The organism is Burkholderia sp. 28_3, from assembly GCF_003253915.1.
Taxonomy (GTDB): domain Bacteria; phylum Pseudomonadota; class Gammaproteobacteria; order Burkholderiales; family Burkholderiaceae; genus Burkholderia; species Burkholderia cenocepacia.
Genome location: NZ_QKZF01000026.1, coordinates 1 through 17,175 on the forward strand (window position 1 = coordinate 1; position 17,175 = coordinate 17,175).

Genomic DNA, 17,175 nt, shown 5'->3' on the forward strand with positions numbered 1-17,175 from the left:
TGATCACCGTCGCTATAATCCATTGACCGCGCAACACCACCTTCCAGACTGATCACGTTCGCCGAAACGATTGATCACCATCGCCGAAATCCGCACACACGGCGACGGCCGCGAGTACCACCGTCCACAGCAGCGCCTTTGCTGCGCGCCGGCTGAACAGCCAGCGCGGGCGCAGCCAGGCCGCACGCATCGGGCTCATGGCCGGCCTCCCGGATTGCCCTTCTGCAACTGATCGAGGCGGTCAGGCACCGGATCGCCTTCGTAGATCCCACGCGAGCCCGCCGCGCGCGTGCCGTGGCGCTGGATGATCGCCATGGGCGAATTGTTTGCCAGCTCCCGGCGCAGCTCCAGCTCGGTCTTGAGGTTGCGGATCTCGCGATCGAGCGTGTCGCTCTCGTGGTTCACAGCTTCCACGGCGAGCTGGTTGGCCGCCACGTTGGGCTCTTTCTTGCCGGTCAGCAGCGTGCGTTGCAGCAGTAGCGCTTTCTCCAGCACCGACGCCAGCGCAACCTCGGACGCCAGGCGCTGCGACAGCAGGTGCTGGTCCGGCTCGTCGCGCAGTGCCTCGATCACTCCGCGTGTGATGGGCAGCGACGCGCTGCCGGCCTCGCGCAGGTTTTCGGGCGTCGTGTTCTTCGCCTTGGAGACCAGGTCCTGGAGCGCCTGCAGCTTGGCATCGTACTCATCCTGGATCAGCGGCGTCAGCCCGACGCCGGGCACCGTCTCCGTCTTGGTGCAGGCGTCGCAGGTGCGCTGCTCCTTCTCGCCGAGCACCCGCGTCGCCCACTCGACGGCCGCTTGCGGCGTGGTCCAGGTCTGGCACGACAGGCTCGCGCAACTTGCCGGTGCGATTGCCGATGTGTCGGTCACACCGCGGCCATTGACCAGGTTGTAGCCCGCGCGGGTGACGTCGCCGACCACCTTGATCGCGGGCTGACCGGAGCCGCCGGCATTGCTTCCCCCGACCCAAGGCACGCCGTCGTTGCCACGGCGCGTCTCGGCTTGCTCGACGGCCGAGACGGCATCCGTGCTCGAAACAGCATCGCGCAGTGCCAACCCCTCTGCCATCTGGCTCCAGCCGAGCTGGCCGCCGGCCGTTTCGGCCATCTTTTCGGCCATGGCGCGGCACGTCAGCTTCGAGCGGTCGAAATCCAGCCGCGCTTGCAGAACGCCGTTGGTGAGCAGGTTGTAGAGGCCCGGATCAGCCCGTTGGATGATCAACGCCGGCAGGGAGGCCACAGCACTCGTAGCACTCTGGATCACCGAGGACATGATCTGCTGAAAGCCATTGGTCACGCCGTTGAGCTGATTTTTCAACGTGGTCTGGATGCTCATGTCACCGCAGATCAGATTGCTGTTCCAGCCGACACCCACGCCGAGCGAGCGCATGCCGGCTGCGCGACCCATCGAAACGGCGCTGCCGCCGCCGATGGAGTACATGACGTCATCGCCGATGACGTTGCCGCTGGTCTGGTAGCCCAGTTGGCCCCAGGCCACGCCGCTTGCCAGAACCAACGCGCCGGTGAGCGCCAAACAGATCCTCTTGCCACGAGCCGGAGGGGAGAACTGCATAGAGTCGAAACGCTTCATCGCGGCACCTCAAAGGAAATCAACGCTTCCAAGGAACACCTGTCCACGGCGTTCGCAGCAGGCATACGGCCGCCACAGTGCCCAGGCGTAGTCGCCTTGCTGGGCCTGGGTCAGGAAGCCGGTGCGTGGGAAAACCGTGCAAGACGAGGACAGGACGGGCGTGAGTTCCTGCCACTTGCCAGTCGAGGCATCACCCTCCATCAGCGCGCCGGCGGGCCAGTAGCCATCGCGGGCGTTGGCAAGCAGCGGCTGGTACACGTGCAACTGCCCCCGGCGAGTGACGATATCTCCCGCACGCTGGGCCACCACGGCCCCCGATTTGTGGTCGTCGGTCTGGTGCAGGAAGCCGCCGCGGGGATACACGTTGCCCCAAAGGTTCATCGTGGTGCGTGCGCCGACCTCGCGCATGCCGGGAATCAATGCCTCCGGGTAGGCCATCTCGGGCACGTTGTAGCGCCAGGCAAGCGTGTCCAAGGTGCTGAGCAGATACGGCATGAATGCCGTTCCTGCGCCCTCGCAGAAGTAGCCCGAGGACGAAACAAACTGGTTGAACACCTCGACGCCGGGATGGCCGATCACGTCGGCGTTCTTGAATTTCGCAAGATTGTTTTCGTGATCCTCGTTCGTCGTTCCATCGCCCCCCGCTTGGGCGGACGGATTGGCCGTACTCATCGCCCGGACTTCGACCCACGGGTTCTCGCCCGTGTTGCTGTAGCTGGAGACGACCGCATCGGGGATGTAGTGGCGCACCTTGACAGAGGTGCGCACCGTGCATCCTCCCCAGGTGCAGTAGAGCCAGTAGCAGATACCTACCACCCGGTACTCCAAGCAATCGGGCGAGGCCACCGAGGCAACGATGGCGGTGGTGTTCAAGGCGTAGCTACCCGTGGCGCTGAGCAGCAGCAAGGAAGCCACGCCGGCCCGCATGCGGCGCATCAGGTCGAATGGTCGCGTCATGGCTGGGTCCTCCGACGCTGCTCGATGCGCGCGACAGCGCGGGCCACATCCGGCTCGCCATAGACCACGTAGCGCTGATCCACCACGACAGCCGGGATGCTGGTGATGCCCAGGCTCCATGCGTCGGTGACGCCCTGGTATGCGGAAGCGATGCGGCGCTGTAGGTCGGCGCCGCCTTGGCTCAGCCGACGCTTGACGGTGGCCGCCGCCTGTTCGGGGGCGGCGGGCAGTTCCGCAGAAAGCTCCGCTTCAATCCGGCGGGCTTCGTCCAGCTCGATCAGCCGCTCGCCGCCCATGGTCTTGACCGGGTGGTGGCTGTCGGTGACGACCAGTACGTCGGCTGCGAAGGCGACGGGGCTGAACACGGCCAGGGACGCCGGCAGCGCCACGACGAGACCAAGGGTTCGCCAGCCCGACGCGAACGTGGAAAAGGATGCCGGCATGTCGCGTGCCCCGAAAGTTGATCAGGGCCATAGTCAAACGCGAACCCGATGCCACCCCAACAAACAATGCGCATCGCGGGCTGCCCGCATACCTGCTTGTCCCGCGCCATAAAAAAACGGAGGCCGAAGCCTCCGCGGGGATCAATGAAGCAATGCGACCGTTACAGCAGGCCTGACTCCGCAAAGGAGAACGGGGAACCTTGGCCTACGATGATGTGATCCAGTACCCGTACATCGATGAGCGCCAGCGCGGCCTGCAGTTGCTGGGTCAGCACACGATCCGCGCTCGACGGCTCGGAGATGCCCGAGGGGTGCTGGTGCGCGAAGACCACCGCGGCGGCGTTCAACTCCAGCACACGCTGTACGACGACACGTGGATAAACAGAAGTCGAGTTGATCGTGCCCCTGAACAATGGCTCGTAGGCCAGCACCTGGTGCATGCTGTCCAGGAACACAGCGGCGAATATCTCGTTGGGTTCAGCGACCAGTTTCACGCGCAGATAGTCCCGCACAGCGGCCGGTCGGCTGAGGCACGGTCCAGCTTTGAAAACCCGCCTCTCCAGCAGCACGATGGCTTGCTGGATGATCCAGTCCTCGTGTTGGGCAGCGGTGACGGAAAGCGACTCCGGGCAGGAGTCGTTGACGACAAAAGACATGGCGAACCTCCAGACGGTGAGATCGGAGGGCGCGCGCCCTAGGAGGGCCAGCCCTCCTAGGGAACGAACAAGGTGCATCCATCACCGCGGCAGCGGCGATCGTTCGCGACCAGGATGCGAGGCGAACGGGTTGCGGTCAGCGCAGCGGACTGCGCCGTAGCCTTGAAGACCGGGGCTACCTGGGCATGTCGCCGACGACGTCGGCAGGCATTTCGGATGTGGGTGTGCCGGTCGGACCGTCAGCCGTCAGCATGTCCATGGCAGACAACAAGGCGTCGCCCTCGATTGGTCCCTGCAGCAGGATGGCCTGGCCCGTCTCGCGATCAAGCAGACGCAGTGACGGTGTGGCGGTAACGCCGCTCTTGGTGGCTTCCGCGGCCTGGGCGCGGATAGCGGCACTGGACCTTTCGCTTGACATGCACTGCTCGATGGCTGGCGTCGATTCGGGGTAGCGCAAGCCATCCGGCAAGCCCAGGCCGTCGCTGCGCGTGTGGGCATAGACCCATTCGACCGCCTGCCAGAACGCGGCATGCCCGCCAGCTTCGGCTGCGCATTCGGCCAGACGTGCCTCGGCCGACGCGGCCGGCTCGTGCGCGGCTAGCGGCTGGTGGTGCCATTGCAGCGCCACGTCGGCGTTGGTGCCCACCCACCGTTTGAGCTGCGGAAAATATTCCCGGCAGAACGGGCACTCCAGGTCGGCATAGAGCGTCAGCGTGAAACGGCCTTTGGGGTTGCCCATTAGCCAGGGCGGCCCGGCCACCGGTGCCATGCTGACCGGCGTGGGCGGCTGCGGCGGGGATTCGCCGGGCGACCTCGGCACAAGCCAGATCAGCAGCAGCGCGACCAGCACAGCAACCAATGCCCAGGGCCAGCGGGGCCGCCCGTTGCGGCGGCGGAACGCCTGGACCTGCATCGGAATGGAAGGACGTTTCTGTTCCATGGCGTTCTCCGTCTTACGACAGTTCCAAGGCCGGCGACTCGATGCCGCGCGCCTGGTCGATCTTCTCGGCCACCTTGAAGGCCGCTTCCAGTTCGGTGCAGCCGTAGTGCTGCATGAGCTGGTAGCGCTCGGCCTTCTCTTCGGGTTCGGTCTGCGCCAACGCCAAGTACAGGCTGGGCGGCACGGCACGGAACAGCACTTCCATGCTCTTGGAAAGGATGACGCCCTCGGTGAACTTGCCCGCTTCTTTGCGCGCCGAGAGCATCAGCGCTTTCTGCGCGGGCGAGAGTTCGCGGAAGCGTGCAATCTTCTCGACCTCATCGGGCGGCATCGACAGGCAGATCCACCACTCAATCATGTTGAGCATGGGCTCCGCGGCACGCGGCAGATCGTCGATATTTTGTGTAGCCAGCCAGAACCAGGCCCCTAGCTTGCGCCACATTTTTGTAATTTTTACAACGTAGGGCGCGAGCAGCGGGTTCTTCGTGATGATGTGGCCTTCGTCGGTCACATTGATGATCGGACGGCCCAGGTACTGGTCGCGCTCGGCGATGTTGTTCACCGTGCTGATCAGGCTGATGTAGGCGATGGAGAGCTGCGCGTTGTAGCCCTCCCGGGCATAGGTCGCGAGATCCACCAGCGTGATGTCGGCCTCGGGCCACGGCGTGCCATCGCGATCGAACATCTCGCCGTCCGTGCCTTGGCAGAACATGTCCATCGCGTCCGCCATCTCCAGCAGCCGCACGCGCCGCATCTCGGGCAGCGTCGGGTCCTGGCCGCGCGTGCGCAGCGCGTTGCGCACGTCGCGCGTGAGCACCGTGCGTTTCTCGGCCACGCAGTGTTCGGCGGCATCGAGGATGCACTGGCGGATCAGCGAGCGATCGGCCCGCGTCATCCGGGCTTCTTCCTTGTCCTCGCCGCCTGTGATCATCAGCCGTGCCGTGATCTCCAGTTCACCCAGCACGTCGCGCTGCTCGTCCTCCTCCATGACCGAGGAATCGGCTGGCAATTCTTCATCCAGTGCATCGGCATCAAGCGTCTGCACGTTGCTGGGCGTTTCGATCAGCCGGCGAGCGTCGGCGAACGGCGCCAGGCTGATGCCTGAGCCAGGAGCCAGCTTGACCCGGTTTACGGTCAGACCCAGGCGCTTGGCGAAGTCGCTGAACAAGCCGAAGCTGTTGCCGGCTTCCACGATGAACAGCCGCGGCCGGTAGATGGCCGTGACCTGATTCAAGAGGTTGTTGAGCGTTGCGCTCTTGCCCGAGCCGGTGGGGCCGAATAGGAACAGATGGGCGTTCATCTGCCTGTCCAAGCGGTTCAGCGGATCAAACGTGATCGGCCCGCCACCGCGGTTGAAGAACGTGTTGCCCGGATGGCCCGTACCCTGGCTGCGTCCCCACGCCGGCGAGAGATTCGCCACATGCTGGGCGAACATCAGTTGGGTGAACCAGTTCCGCCGATCCTGCGCAGGGTTGTAGCAGCACGGTAGCCAGCGCAGGTAGCTGTTGAGCGGCGCAACTTCATCGTCCTCGCGCACGGGCTGCAACCCCGCGTTGAGCATCACGTTGGCGAGGTCCAGGCCGCGCCTGTCAAGCTCGGCTTCGTCGCGCCCGCGCAGATAGAAGGCCAGCGTGCCGCGGTAGAGCTTGTGCGCGCTGCCGATGAGCGAGCGCGCCTCCTGCACATCCTTGAGCGTCTGCTCCGATGCCAGTGTTTCGCCGACAGCCTTCTTCGCCAGGTGATTCAGGTGCGATTCGAGGATGTCCTGGGGCGTCGCCACCATGGTCAGACACATCGTGGTGTCTTCGGGCATCTGATCGAAAAGCGTGTTGATCGCATCGCCCTTGCGGGTTTCGCCAGTCAGGTGTCCCGTACCGGGCGGCATGCGTAGTCGGTCGGTGACCAGCACACGGTGCGGCATGCCGTCGAAGTACCAGGTACCGTGCCCGGCATCGGAGCGAGGCTGACCGAAGAACAGCCGTTGGCTGAAATCCCGACCACTCGCCAGCTCGATCTCGCCTTCCTCCACCTCGTCGGGATAGCGGGCCAGCGCATAGAAGCGCTCTCGATTCTCAGCGCTTGGCCCGAGCATCGTTGGGCGTGGGTTGAACCACCGCAGCAACCAGTCGTGAACATCGGCCGCGACCATGCGCCGGGCCTGGATGCCGGCGTTCGCCAGGCCGCCGCAAAGGCGATCGCAGACGATGTTCAGCATTTGCTCGGGTGTCTGGCCACGGCGGTTCGCCTGGCCGGTGGCCCGGCGATAGACCACCATGCGCACGCGCCGCGTCTGGCCGCGCCAGCGCAACCGCGTGACCACCGTGTCCTCGAACAGGCCGCCGGGCTTGGCCACCGCGCGCAGGTGGTGGCCGAAGAAGCGAAGATAGAACTCGGTGAAGGCTGTGCCGCGAGCGCGCGGCTGCACGTAGTTGCGCAGGGTCTGCATGTACTGGTCGAAGCTGGGTTCGTCCTGGGCGTAGAGCTGGAGCACCCAGGGGTTCTCGTCCAGCTCATCGAACGAATCCTGGAGCGCGTTTTCGAGCGCATCGCGGGCATGCGCGAGCCAGCCAGGCTCCCGACCTTCGGTGCCCAGCGGGACCAGCTCGTAGAAGGCTGCGACCGATTGCCCGTCCTCCAGCAGCATGGACTTCGACGGCGGCAGGAACTCCACCCACGGCAGCAGCTCCGCGAACGACTGCGCGACGTCGTACAGCGCCTGCTCGTCCGCCACGGTCGCCGGCTTGCGGCCCTGGATCGTCGCTCCGGGTTCGGCGATGCCGGCTTGGCGCAACGCCTCGACGTGGCGCTGCCAGCCGTCCGGCTGCTCGTCATTGCCACCATCGGATGCAGCCAGCTTCGGCCAAGGGAGTTTCCAGCGCATCAGTAGTCCTCCACGCGCTCGCCCGGCATGGCGTACTGCACGCGCTGGTACAGGGGGAAGACTGTCGTGTAGCCCGGAACAGGCACGGGGTCGGTACCCGCCAGGTGCGGGTACACATACATGACAAGATCGGGGTTCGGGAGGCGGTGGAACTGGCGATAGACCTCGTTTCGCGCCGTGCGCGTGTAGCGCATCTGTTCGGCGGGCGCGGCCTCCACGTCGGCCTCGGTCAGCGGCCGGCGCAGGCTCTGGCGTGCATCGAGCAATTGCCTGCGCGCCACCTGGCCGGCGCCACCGCTGCCGTCGCCGGCGTTCTGCTGCCAGATGTCCATCATCGTGCTGTCGCCGTGCGGGAGCAGCTTTTCCTTGCTGGTGGCACAGCCGCCGAGCACCGCGACGGCGAGGGCCAGCGCCAGGCCCTTATTCAAGTTCGAGAGCATGGCTTTCTCCTGCGCGGTGATCGACCTTGCGGCCTTCGGGATCGAAGTCGATGGCAAGCGGCTTTTCGAGGTGGACGGCGACCTTCGCGCCGGGCTGGACATAGACGGCGGCGAAGGCCTGGCCGTATAGCTTGTTCACCCAGTCGGCCATGTCGCGCACGCCACCGGCCAGGATGCGGCCCACGGCTTCATTGCCCGAGATGCCGACGCTCCCGATGGAGCCGTCGGCGCCGACGTAGGACATCTGGCCGCTGTCGCTGTCGATCAGCGAAGCGACGCCGGCACCGGCGGCGGTAATCAGGGCTTGCGAGCCGAGGTACTGCTGGGCGTTGCTGCGCCGCTCCCCGCTGACGCAGGGAATGCCGTATGGGTCGCTGATCCAGCCCAGGCCGTCTCGCTGCTGGTTGTTCTGCTGGTTGCCGTCGCGGTCTTCGGGGATGGTGCGGATCGTGCCGTCGTGGAAGACGAAGGTGATGCTGCGCACCTGGCCGCGCACGCACGAGAGCGTCCAATCTCCCGATGCGGTGCCGCTGAACACGGCACCGGCCACGTCGGGAATGTCGATGCCATTGGCGGTCAGGTTGTCCGGTCCGACCAACACCTTGAAGGGGTATGGATCGTTAACGGTTCCGTCGATCGGCACGCGGCCGATCAGCGCCGTCATCGCCACCGACCCCATCAGCGTCGAATTGGTCGGTACGGTATAGACCGCCTTGGCGCTCTTGACGCCTGCTGCGCGTGCGCCCGCGTTCGCCACGGTTTCCGCCGTGGTTTCCAACGTGCTCTGCGCGGGGCCGAAGCTCGTCGGGAAGCTCATGCCGCTACCCGTGCCACGACTGCTGTTCCGCCCCTCGGCCTTCCTCGCATCGTCGGGTTCGACCCATCGCACGCCGCCTTCCATGCCGGCCTCGTCGCCGTCGCGCAGCCCCAGACCCACCGGCAGGTCGGCATGGCCGCCGCCACGTCCGCCGATACTGTCCAGACGCCGCTGCAGGTCGGCAAGCAACCCTTCGGTCTGCTGGCGCGCGCTGGCTGCCTGCTCTTGGTCGCGACGCAGGTTGGTACGCTCGGAGTCGAGGGCCGAATTGATGCGCTGATCAATGGAGTTCTCGCGCTGGCGCAGTCGCTGGTTTTCTTCGCGCTGGGATTTGTTGTCCGAGAGCGCGGTCTGAAGCTCGGTGCGCAACTGCTTCACTTGGGCAACGAGCGTCGCCACGGTGTCGCGCGGGGTATCGCCCTCGATGCCCAACGCCTTCATTTCCGCTGGCGTGAGCTTGGCACCGGCATCCGCGGCCGGTGGCGCCGAACTGCTGCCACCCGAGAACAGCCGGATGGCAACGAACAGCACCAGCAAGGCAACCGGGACCATCAGCCACTTCAGGAGTCCATTACTGCGCATGGCGGGCCTCCTTGCGGTCTTCCGGTTGCGGGAGATGCACGGCCGGGTCGAAGCGGTTGATCGCCGGTAGCAGCGATTGCGCCAGGCCGCGCCCGCGCGTCACCAGGTACAGGACGGTCGTGTCCTCGGGCGTGCCACGCGGGCCAAGTGCCTCGTGTTGGAAGGTGGCGGTGAGGAAATCGCCTTGCAGGATGCGCGGATCGAGAGTGATCCAGCCGCTGCTGTTGTTGGTCAGTCGCACGGCAGTGACCCACTGGTCTTCCAGACGCCACGACGCGAGCGCGACCGCGCGCACGGGCAGCGTCGGCATCAGCGTGCCGAGGTCGAGGTCACGACGCAGGTTCACCCGCATGACGCCGGGCAACGGCTCCACAGTGCGCAGCGGAGCGTAGAGGTTCTGCGCGGCGAAGCGCGTCAGGACAACCGGCACCGGGGTCTCGCGTCGCGCCGCCCGCGCACCTGCCTGGTCCTGGGCGCGCGCCGGAGCTTCGTTGTCATCGCCGGGCTGATCGCCATAGCGCGCCGGGGTGCTGTTGCCCTCGACGATGCGCACTGGTTCCAGCTCGGCTTCGCCGTCCTTGGCTGGCTCCGCCGCAATGTCCAGCAGGATCAGCGCGCCCGTGTCGGCGTCCTGCAATTGCAGCCGCGTGGGCTCGATCGGCTCGCTGGCGCGCAGGTACACCGCGCCGCCCGCGCTCTGCACCCGTAGGCGCTCGCCGACGCCCGAGGGTACGCCCACGCGGACGTTGCGGTCGATGAACACGATACGCTCCTGGCCGACCTTCAGCGGCACCGCCAACGGCATACGTTCCCAGCGCAGGATCTCCACCGCCTGGACAGCAGGAGCCGCGGCCACGGCCAACAGCCCCAGCAGCGTGAGTACAGGATGCTTCATGGGGTTTCTCCTTGGGGCGCTTGCGGAGACAGGCCACCAGACGCCGGGCGCGTCGGCTCCGGCGTGCTGATGCGCTGGGGCGCGCCCTCATAGCAGTCGAGCGCCAGGCCGAACGGGTTGCGGGCAGGATCGACGTCCACCCGCGTGACCTTCACGGGATAGCGCACCAGAGCGCGCTTGACTTGCTCGGCGCCGTAGTACTCGTCGGCGGTGATGTCCAGCGTCACTACCCAGTCGCGGTCGGAAACCACGCGCACGCGGGCCGTGGGGTCGTCGCCGTAGCCGCGGCCGGGGATTTCGTAGATGCCGCGCACGCGCTGGCGCAACTCGCCCGTGCTGCGGCGGTAGTCGTAGTCCGCGCGCAGGAAGGCCTGGCAGGATGGGGTGAGGTACGGCGAGAGCGTGTGGAGGTTGCGCGCGTAGTCCTCTTCGCCATTCGTCGGCCAGCGGTTGAGCGTCTGGAACACGTAGAACGTGAACGCATAGACCGATTCGGGCGGCACTTCCCACCACTTCCTGGTACTGCCGGAGCGCAGGTCAGGCGGAACGTGGATGGTCAGATCGCGGGGAGCGCTCCACCAGCCGCCACCCATGACCAGGGCGACGATGATCAGGGCGCCAGCACCCAGGCGAAGCGTCTTGATGTGCGCCTGCAGGTGGGTGATCTCGTTCTTGAAGCGGCTCATCGTGCGCTCCTTCGGGTGGTCCAGAAGCCGGAGCGCGAGATCAGCACATGGCCGCCTACCCAGCCCGCCATCAGCGGATGGCGTGTGGCAATGCGCCATTGCAGTTGCCGATACAGCCAGGTGTCGGGACGCCCGCGCTTGAGGCGGCGAAGAATGCCGCCGCCGATGAACACGCCGAAGGCCACGCCCAGGACGACGAACGTGGGTGCTAGCGCGATCGTGCGGAACACCCACGACAGCGGTGCGCCGACCAGCAGACCGGCGGCGCCGGACAGGCCGCAGCAGATCCACAACTCGTCGGCGGTGAGACCGCGCACCACAACGGGATGTCGATTGAGCCGGTGCGGAAGGAACGTGACCGTCCCGTCCGCACGGACGTGCTGCTGCTCGGACATACCGGCCTCGCTTACAGGATGCCGGTGGCTTCGGTGAGCAGCCAGATGCCGATCACGAGCAAGACGGCGCCGATGGCGACCGTGAGGCCGAACTGGCCCCACGTCTTGCGGCCTGTGTGGATTTCCGCGTAGGTCCCGTAGGCGTGGTAGCACACGCCGATGAACATGGACGCCACCACCAGCAGAGCCACGAGCATGATGATGTCGTAGCCGTAGTTGCGGATCGTTTCCATGATGCCGTTGCCTGTGCCGCGGGTCGGGTTCTCCAACTGCGGCAGACCCTGCGCGAACGACAGGGCGGGCAGCGCTGCGGTGCCCAGGGCCACGGTGGCGCGCTGGGCAAGACGGGAAGTGAGGATGCAGTTTTGCATGGTCATGCCTTTCAGGTCAGGAGAGGAGGAAGAAAGTCAGGACGAGGTACATCGCGACGAATCGGATGCAGACGCCGAGGAACTGGCGCTGGTTGAGGCGGCTTTCGGACCACCCCACGTAGGCCGTTCGCATGGCCCAGACGCCCCAGACGAGCAGGACCGCGAACACGACGCCGACCAGGACGGTCGCCATCGCTGAAGGCGCGATGCCGCTGTTGGCTTGAAATGCCGAGACCTGGGCGCCGTTCATGGCTTGCCCTCCGTGGTCGTCGGCGGTGATGGCGGGACGACCCGCTCCGTGCGGTAGTCGCCGATCAGTTCGGAGGCGTCGCGCGGCTGGGCGCGCGACGGTGTGAGATGGGCCTGGATGCCGGCGCGCACGCGCGCCAGGTCAGCCAGCAGCCTCGGGTAATCGAAGTGGTAGCGCTCGCCCGGCTGGATGGGGGCATGCGTAGCGCTGTCGGCGACGGTGCGCTCCAGCGCGTCGAGCTGGCGCAGCGCTGCGACCAACTCCTGACGCTGCGCCGGGGACTCGGCCAACGCCATCGAGGACTGACCCAGTACAAGGGCCGTCACGAGAAAAGTGGGCACGCCGCGATGCGCGGCGCGCAGCCAGATCGGAGCCAACATCGCGCCATTCCTGTGTGATCAGCAATGGCTAGATCGTGGAGATCGGGGCTGTTTCAGGCCGCAAACAATAGGAACCTGCAGATGACCGGATTGATCTGCTAGAGGTACTTCTTGAAGCTGCCCGCAGTCAGGCTCACGGCCAGTCCCAGCAAGGCGGCGCTCGGCAACAGGATCAGCAATGGATGCACCGAGATCGGCAGCGCCAGGTACGTGATCCACGGCAGCACGGCCAGCGGCATGAGGCTGGCTTTTGCACGGTGGTAGATGAACCCGGATTCGCGGCCCGCGCCGAACCTGCGCACGTCGCGTCGCACCAGACCGTCAATCAGACCGACGAAGGCGGCCGTGAAGATCAGTGGCAGCGTGAGCACCAGGACCAGCAGGCGCACTAGGAAGGTCAGCGTCGTGAAGGCTGCGGCGATGAGGTAGCTCTCGGCCCAGACATAGACTTGGCTGATGTAGTAGCGGAAGTTGCGCGCCTGCTCGTGGCTGGGCGCGCGGACGCGCTCGGCGGTCTGGCTCATGCGCGCCAGCAGCCCCGAGCGAACGAACACCCATTCGTAGCCTGTATCCACCAACTCGTGCGCCGTGCGCCCTGGCTCCTGCACGACCACGCTGCGCGTGAAGTGGCTGGACAGGTGCCCAAGCTCGTACTGCAACATCTGCTGGGAATGGCGCCAGCCCTGATCCTTCCAGAACAGGTGCATGCCGACGCACTCCACCACGATCGAGAACAGCAGCGAGCCAATCAATACCCCGAGCAGGCGAAATGGCAAGGTGATGGTGCCGACGATCAGACCCTGGCGCTGGTTCTGCTCCCGCTGCGCGGTCGAGGCGGCGTCCTTCATGGCGCGGCCTCGTCGGTACTGTGGTCGGTGTCGGTGGCCACCGCAGCAGGCTCGGCTGGAGCAGCATCGTCCAGCAGGTCATCGGGCAAGGCCGCATCCTGCAAGGCAGGGGAGCTGGTGAAATCCCACCACTGCGTGGCCTCGCTGTAGCTCTGGCGCATGTATCCGGCCAGTTGCTGCAGATCCGCCGGCATCACTTCATCCGGGTCTGGTGTCGGCAGCGGCATGCGAACCTTCCAAAGCTGGCCGCCTTGCAGCAGCGCGAAGCACTGGCCTTTTGGCAGGCCGACTACGTGCGATGGCTCGATCATCGGCACGCTGGACATGCTGATGCGGTCCTGGGTGTTCGACGTGAAATCCGTCGCGCCACGGATGTCCGAGCTATCGGTCGCCCCGGAGACGATGGTGGTGGTATAGACCTCGACCTTCGGCAACTGCCGCGTCAGCAGTTCGGCGGTGGCCGTCTCGCGCACGCGCAGCATGAACAGGTTGTTGAAGTTGCCGATCACCTGGCCAGCTTTCGCGCGGTTGCCGATGCGGGCCTCGATATCCGAGAGGGTCTGTGTGTACGCCGTGACCTGTAGCCCGGCACCGCCGCCCTTGTTGATCAGGGGCACGAATTCGTCACCCATGAGTTCATTGAATTCGTCCGCATGGACATTGATCGGCACGCGCGTGCCAGCGGATGCGCCCGGCAGGCCATCGTCGATCCCGTGCTTGTAGATATGGCCCGCGACCGAAACCAGGTCGGAGAACATGGAGTTGCCGACCGCTGCGGCAACCTCGGCGTCGGACAGCGCGTCCAGTCCCACATAGACGATGGCGCGCTTCCTGATGACTTGCATCCAATCGAAGATCGGGCGCGGGTCGGTCAGGTCGGAGTAATTCGGGGCCAGGAGCTGGGCGATCTTGCCGCTGGTGAGCTTTTCCAGCAGCGGCAGCAACGATGCGACGATCTTGTCGAAGTAGGTCTTGTCGTACCGAACTGCCGAGCGCAAGCCGTCGAGCACCGGGTCGTAGTTGCGCGCCTGGGAAAGGTACTGCTCCAGCGCGACCACGCGCTTCTCGCGCCCGATCATGTTGCGCGGGATGTTCTTCTCGTTGAGCTTGGCCTCGATCTGGACGATCACCTCCCAGGCCTTGGGCTCGGTCTTGGCGAAGTAGTGCTGGGCGTACTCGATAAACAGTGCGTCGATGTTGATGACGTGCCGCTGGATCAGCATGTAGTCCGGGCGCTGCCCCAGTTCCACCAAAGCGCGGGCAATGATGTTGACGAAGCGCCACGCGAACTCCCGGAAGGCCGCGCTGTTGCCTTCACCGGAGAGTTGCCCTGCGATACGGGTGGCGACTTCCGAGATGCGACCGAAGCGTCCTACCGCGTTGTAGCGGGCGCTGATTTCCGGCCAACCGAGGTGGAAGATGTAGAACTCGCCTTCACGGCCTGCGCGCTGGGCTTCGACGTACATCCGCTTCAGGAGATCCGCGTCGCCCTTGGGATCGATAACGATCACGACCTCGTGCTCGCCGGCAGCGTTCTTGCGACGGATGTCCTGAGTCACAAACAGCTCGGCCAGCCGCGTCTTGCCCACGCGCGTCGTGCCCAGCACCAGCGAATGTCCGACGCGCTCACCCAGCGGCAGGCTGACGTCCACCTCGTCGGGTTCGATGCCATGCAGCCGCGGCAGGCCACCTACAGGTGGCAGCGGGCGCACAGGGTTGAACGGAACGTCCCAGCCCGTGAGAGCGGAGAGCCGGGACAGCGGGAACGGCGCAAACTCCAGCCGTTCCTCCAGCCGACGCGCCAGGCGATAGGCCGGTGTCGGCTCCGCGTAGCGGCGAAACTCCGGCCGGTATGTCTGCATGAGCCTATGGGTGTGCTTCTGCTCCCACAGGAATCCGCGCCCGATGAAAAGCCGCTGCTGGCTGACGGGCACATCCTTGCTCGTCATCACGTAACGCGGCAGGCGGCGGATGTTGCGCCTATAACGCAGGATGACGCGAGCGTCGCGGTAGCGGATCGCGCCGTAGGCGCCGAACGCCAGGGCGCTGCCGACGCCCATGGCCGGACTCAGCGCGAGCGACCACGGGGCCACCAGGGACAGAAACGCGGCGCCTGCACACGCTGCGACGGTGTATAGCTCCACCGCTGGGCGTAGCAGAACCTCGACCGGCTGTTTCCCCGACATGGCTTCATTGCTCGATGCCGGTGGCCGTGATCAGCGCCGGGTAATGCCGCAGGCCTAGGCGATCGGCCAGGTCGTCTCCGGCTACGGGCGCGAGCGGCACGCCCGGCACCAGGGCACGCAGCCCTGCCAGGCCCTGCGCGGTCTCGACATTGACCACTAGGCCGACCGCGCCGCGTTCGCGCAAAGCAACGCCGCGGCGCTGCAACCAGGCCCGGGAGGCGTCGTCGTCGCCGATGACCACGAACGGCCGCAGGCCGGGCGCTTCGATCACGCGCCGAGCGACGGTGCCAGGCGTGAGTTTGGTGCTGCGCACCGGCAGCATCGCTGCCTCGTCCGCGGGTGTGGCGGGAACCTGTGGCGTCGGAATGGGCGGCCGGGCCGGGACATCGGCGCGCGGCTGGAGGTTGAGGGCCTCGTAGTACGGCAGCGCCGACGTGCCACCGCGATCTTCGACCACGATCAGCGGATCGCCGGCACGCGATGCCAGCGGCAGACCCGCCAGCAGCACAAGCAGGCCCCGCAGGGCCAGATGGGATTTCGTCATGGGGAAGTCTCCTGGCGCGTGGCGAGCACCGCGGCGTTTGGGCGTGCGCCCTGCACACGCGCGAGATGGCGCGACACGCTGCGCCGGTAGCGGGCGGCGGGCTCGCCGCCCGCAGGACGGTGGTAGCGGCCGATCGCCAACAGCCAGTCTTCGCCGGACGTGTGCTGCTCCTTCAGGATCTCAGCGGCGATGGCGAGGTTGCGATAGGGGTCCAGCAGGTCGCACGCGCTGGTGAAGCGGTGCTTGTGGTAACCGAGGTTGATCTGGCCCAGGCCTGCATCGATGCGCGTGTGGGGCGTGGCGCGCATTGCCTGTTGCAAGCCCGAGCAGGCGTCGGCGCGCGTGGCGAAGCGGCGCGACTGGCCGGCGACATTGAGGGACCACGGCCACGGGACGATGCGCCCGTTGCGCCGAACACCGCTCTCCTGCAAGGCCACGGCGAAGAGCACGGTCGAGGGGATGCCCGCCCGCTGTGCGGCGAGTTGGTAGGCCGGTGGTGGAACCTCCTGGGCATGGACGGCGCAGGCGCACAGGCCGGTAGCAAGCACCAGTGCGCGCAGGAGCTGCGAGACGGAGGTGGCCGCTACGGCTGACGCTGCCATTGGCCGTTCACCTCGCGCACAGCCGCGGGCAAGTCACCGGGCAGGCCCAGCGACAGCCAGCGGCCGCCGTCGTGGTTGAGGGTAATGCTGCCGCTGCGCACGCGCGCCGGGTCGATCTGCGCGCGCTTGGCCCAGTCGCGGATGCGTGCATCGTCCTGGCGGCTGCCCACCATATACAGGTCGAACTCGGCACCCGAGGATTGCAGGCGCTGCACGAGCTGCCCACAGGCCGCGCAGCCGTCCTTGACGAACACCGCCATTCGGCCGCTGCCGCGCGCGGTGCCGGCGCCCGGCCCGTCGTCGGGCAGGTTCACGCGCTGCATGCCGGGGTTCAGGCGCTGCCAGGCTTCGTCGTAGGCGCGTTGGTAGGCGAGCAACTTCTCGACGCGGCGTGCTTCGATTTGCACCTGCAGCTCTGCATAGCGCCGCCGTTCTTCGTCGGTCCGTGCCTCGATGCCTAGGGCAGACAGCGGGTCCAGGTTGGGCGAGTAGATTCCCAGCGGCCCATCCATCAGCTCGCGGTAACGCACCCATTCCTGGGGTTGGAGGCCCCAGTTGCTTGCTACTCGGTCGTCCAGGACGCGGGCGGCCAGCGGGCGCTCCTGGCTCTGCGCATTGCGAGCGGGAGCCGTGGCTGACTGCTGCGCCCACGCGGGCCACTGGACTGAAGCCAGTAGGAGTGCGGAAAGGATGATCGACGGCTTCATGTGGT

At 66.2% G+C, this 17,175-nt stretch carries 19 protein-coding genes; all 19 read right to left on the bottom strand.

Annotated features, from left to right (window positions below):
* Positions 1–195 precede the first annotated feature (195 nt).
* The 19 genes from DFS13_RS33890 to DFS13_RS33980 all read right to left on the bottom strand — a co-directional run bounded on the left by DFS13_RS33890 (position 196) and on the right by DFS13_RS33980 (position 17,170).
* Positions 196–1,590, bottom strand: coding sequence for an integrating conjugative element protein (locus tag DFS13_RS33890; protein ID WP_009459646.1), 1,395 nt, complete (start codon positions 1,588–1,590; stop codon positions 196–198).
* Between the two features lie 9 nt (positions 1,591–1,599).
* Positions 1,600–2,547 (bottom strand): TIGR03756 family integrating conjugative element protein, encoded by a 948-nt coding sequence (locus tag DFS13_RS33895; RefSeq protein WP_019726343.1) that lies wholly within the window; start codon positions 2,545–2,547, stop codon positions 1,600–1,602.
* A complete protein-coding gene (locus DFS13_RS33900; protein WP_009459649.1) occupies positions 2,544–2,990 on the bottom strand; it encodes a TIGR03757 family integrating conjugative element protein in 447 nt (148 codons plus the stop codon). Before DFS13_RS33900 ends, DFS13_RS33895 begins: the two co-directional genes overlap by 4 nt.
* Before the next feature lie 161 nt (positions 2,991–3,151).
* Positions 3,152–3,646 (bottom strand): DNA repair protein RadC, encoded by a 495-nt coding sequence (gene radC, locus DFS13_RS33905; protein WP_009459650.1) that lies wholly within the window; start codon positions 3,644–3,646, stop codon positions 3,152–3,154.
* Positions 3,647–3,821: 175 nt separating this feature from the next.
* Positions 3,822–4,586 carry a DsbA family protein gene (locus DFS13_RS33910; protein ID WP_009459652.1) on the bottom strand — a complete coding sequence of 255 codons (765 nt, stop codon included), beginning with the start codon at positions 4,584–4,586 and terminating at the stop codon, positions 3,822–3,824.
* A 13-nt stretch (positions 4,587–4,599) separates the two neighbouring features.
* A complete protein-coding gene (locus DFS13_RS33915) occupies positions 4,600–7,467 on the bottom strand; it encodes a conjugative transfer ATPase (protein ID WP_019726341.1) in 2,868 nt (955 codons plus the stop codon).
* The gene (locus tag DFS13_RS33920) at positions 7,467–7,907 is read right to left on the bottom strand and encodes a TIGR03751 family conjugal transfer lipoprotein (protein ID WP_009459662.1); all 441 of its coding nucleotides are present in this window, start codon (positions 7,905–7,907) and stop codon (positions 7,467–7,469) included. The genes DFS13_RS33915 and DFS13_RS33920 overlap by 1 nt, the downstream gene beginning before the upstream one ends.
* Complete coding sequence (locus DFS13_RS33925) at positions 7,888–9,306, bottom strand: TIGR03752 family integrating conjugative element protein (protein ID WP_009459664.1); 1,419 nt, start codon at positions 9,304–9,306, stop codon at positions 7,888–7,890. Before DFS13_RS33925 ends, DFS13_RS33920 begins: the two co-directional genes overlap by 20 nt.
* Complete coding sequence (locus DFS13_RS33930) at positions 9,296–10,201, bottom strand: TIGR03749 family integrating conjugative element protein (RefSeq protein WP_009459665.1); 906 nt, start codon at positions 10,199–10,201, stop codon at positions 9,296–9,298. Before DFS13_RS33930 ends, DFS13_RS33925 begins: the two co-directional genes overlap by 11 nt.
* Positions 10,198–10,887 (bottom strand): PFL_4703 family integrating conjugative element protein, encoded by a 690-nt coding sequence (locus DFS13_RS33935; protein WP_009459666.1) that lies wholly within the window; start codon positions 10,885–10,887, stop codon positions 10,198–10,200. Before DFS13_RS33935 ends, DFS13_RS33930 begins: the two co-directional genes overlap by 4 nt.
* A complete protein-coding gene (locus tag DFS13_RS33940) occupies positions 10,884–11,282 on the bottom strand; it encodes a TIGR03750 family conjugal transfer protein (protein ID WP_009459668.1) in 399 nt (132 codons plus the stop codon). Before DFS13_RS33940 ends, DFS13_RS33935 begins: the two co-directional genes overlap by 4 nt.
* Before the next feature lie 11 nt (positions 11,283–11,293).
* On the bottom strand, positions 11,294–11,653 hold the full coding sequence (locus DFS13_RS33945) for a TIGR03745 family integrating conjugative element membrane protein (protein WP_009459670.1): 360 nt from the start codon (positions 11,651–11,653) through the stop codon (positions 11,294–11,296).
* Positions 11,654–11,669: 16 nt separating this feature from the next.
* Entirely contained in the window at positions 11,670–11,903 is a 234-nt protein-coding gene (locus DFS13_RS33950) for a TIGR03758 family integrating conjugative element protein (RefSeq protein WP_009459672.1), read from the bottom strand.
* Complete coding sequence (locus tag DFS13_RS33955) at positions 11,900–12,283, bottom strand: RAQPRD family integrative conjugative element protein (protein ID WP_009459674.1); 384 nt, start codon at positions 12,281–12,283, stop codon at positions 11,900–11,902. Before DFS13_RS33955 ends, DFS13_RS33950 begins: the two co-directional genes overlap by 4 nt.
* 98 nt (positions 12,284–12,381) lie before the next feature.
* Positions 12,382–13,131, bottom strand: a complete 750-nt coding sequence (locus DFS13_RS33960; RefSeq protein ID WP_009459676.1) for a TIGR03747 family integrating conjugative element membrane protein — start codon at positions 13,129–13,131, stop codon at positions 12,382–12,384.
* Positions 13,128–15,317, bottom strand: a complete 2,190-nt coding sequence (gene traD, locus DFS13_RS33965) for a type IV conjugative transfer system coupling protein TraD (RefSeq protein WP_009459677.1) — start codon at positions 15,315–15,317, stop codon at positions 13,128–13,130. Before traD ends, DFS13_RS33960 begins: the two co-directional genes overlap by 4 nt.
* 4 nt (positions 15,318–15,321) lie before the next feature.
* Positions 15,322–15,861 carry an integrating conjugative element protein gene (locus tag DFS13_RS33970; RefSeq protein ID WP_009459678.1) on the bottom strand — a complete coding sequence of 180 codons (540 nt, stop codon included), beginning with the start codon at positions 15,859–15,861 and terminating at the stop codon, positions 15,322–15,324.
* Positions 15,858–16,463, bottom strand: a complete 606-nt coding sequence (locus DFS13_RS33975; protein ID WP_009459679.1) for a transglycosylase SLT domain-containing protein — start codon at positions 16,461–16,463, stop codon at positions 15,858–15,860. Before DFS13_RS33975 ends, DFS13_RS33970 begins: the two co-directional genes overlap by 4 nt.
* Positions 16,445–17,170: a TIGR03759 family integrating conjugative element protein gene (locus DFS13_RS33980; protein ID WP_009459680.1), complete on the bottom strand. Its 726-nt coding sequence runs from the start codon at positions 17,168–17,170 to the stop codon at positions 16,445–16,447. Before DFS13_RS33980 ends, DFS13_RS33975 begins: the two co-directional genes overlap by 19 nt.
* Between the last annotated feature and the right edge of the window lie 5 nt (positions 17,171–17,175).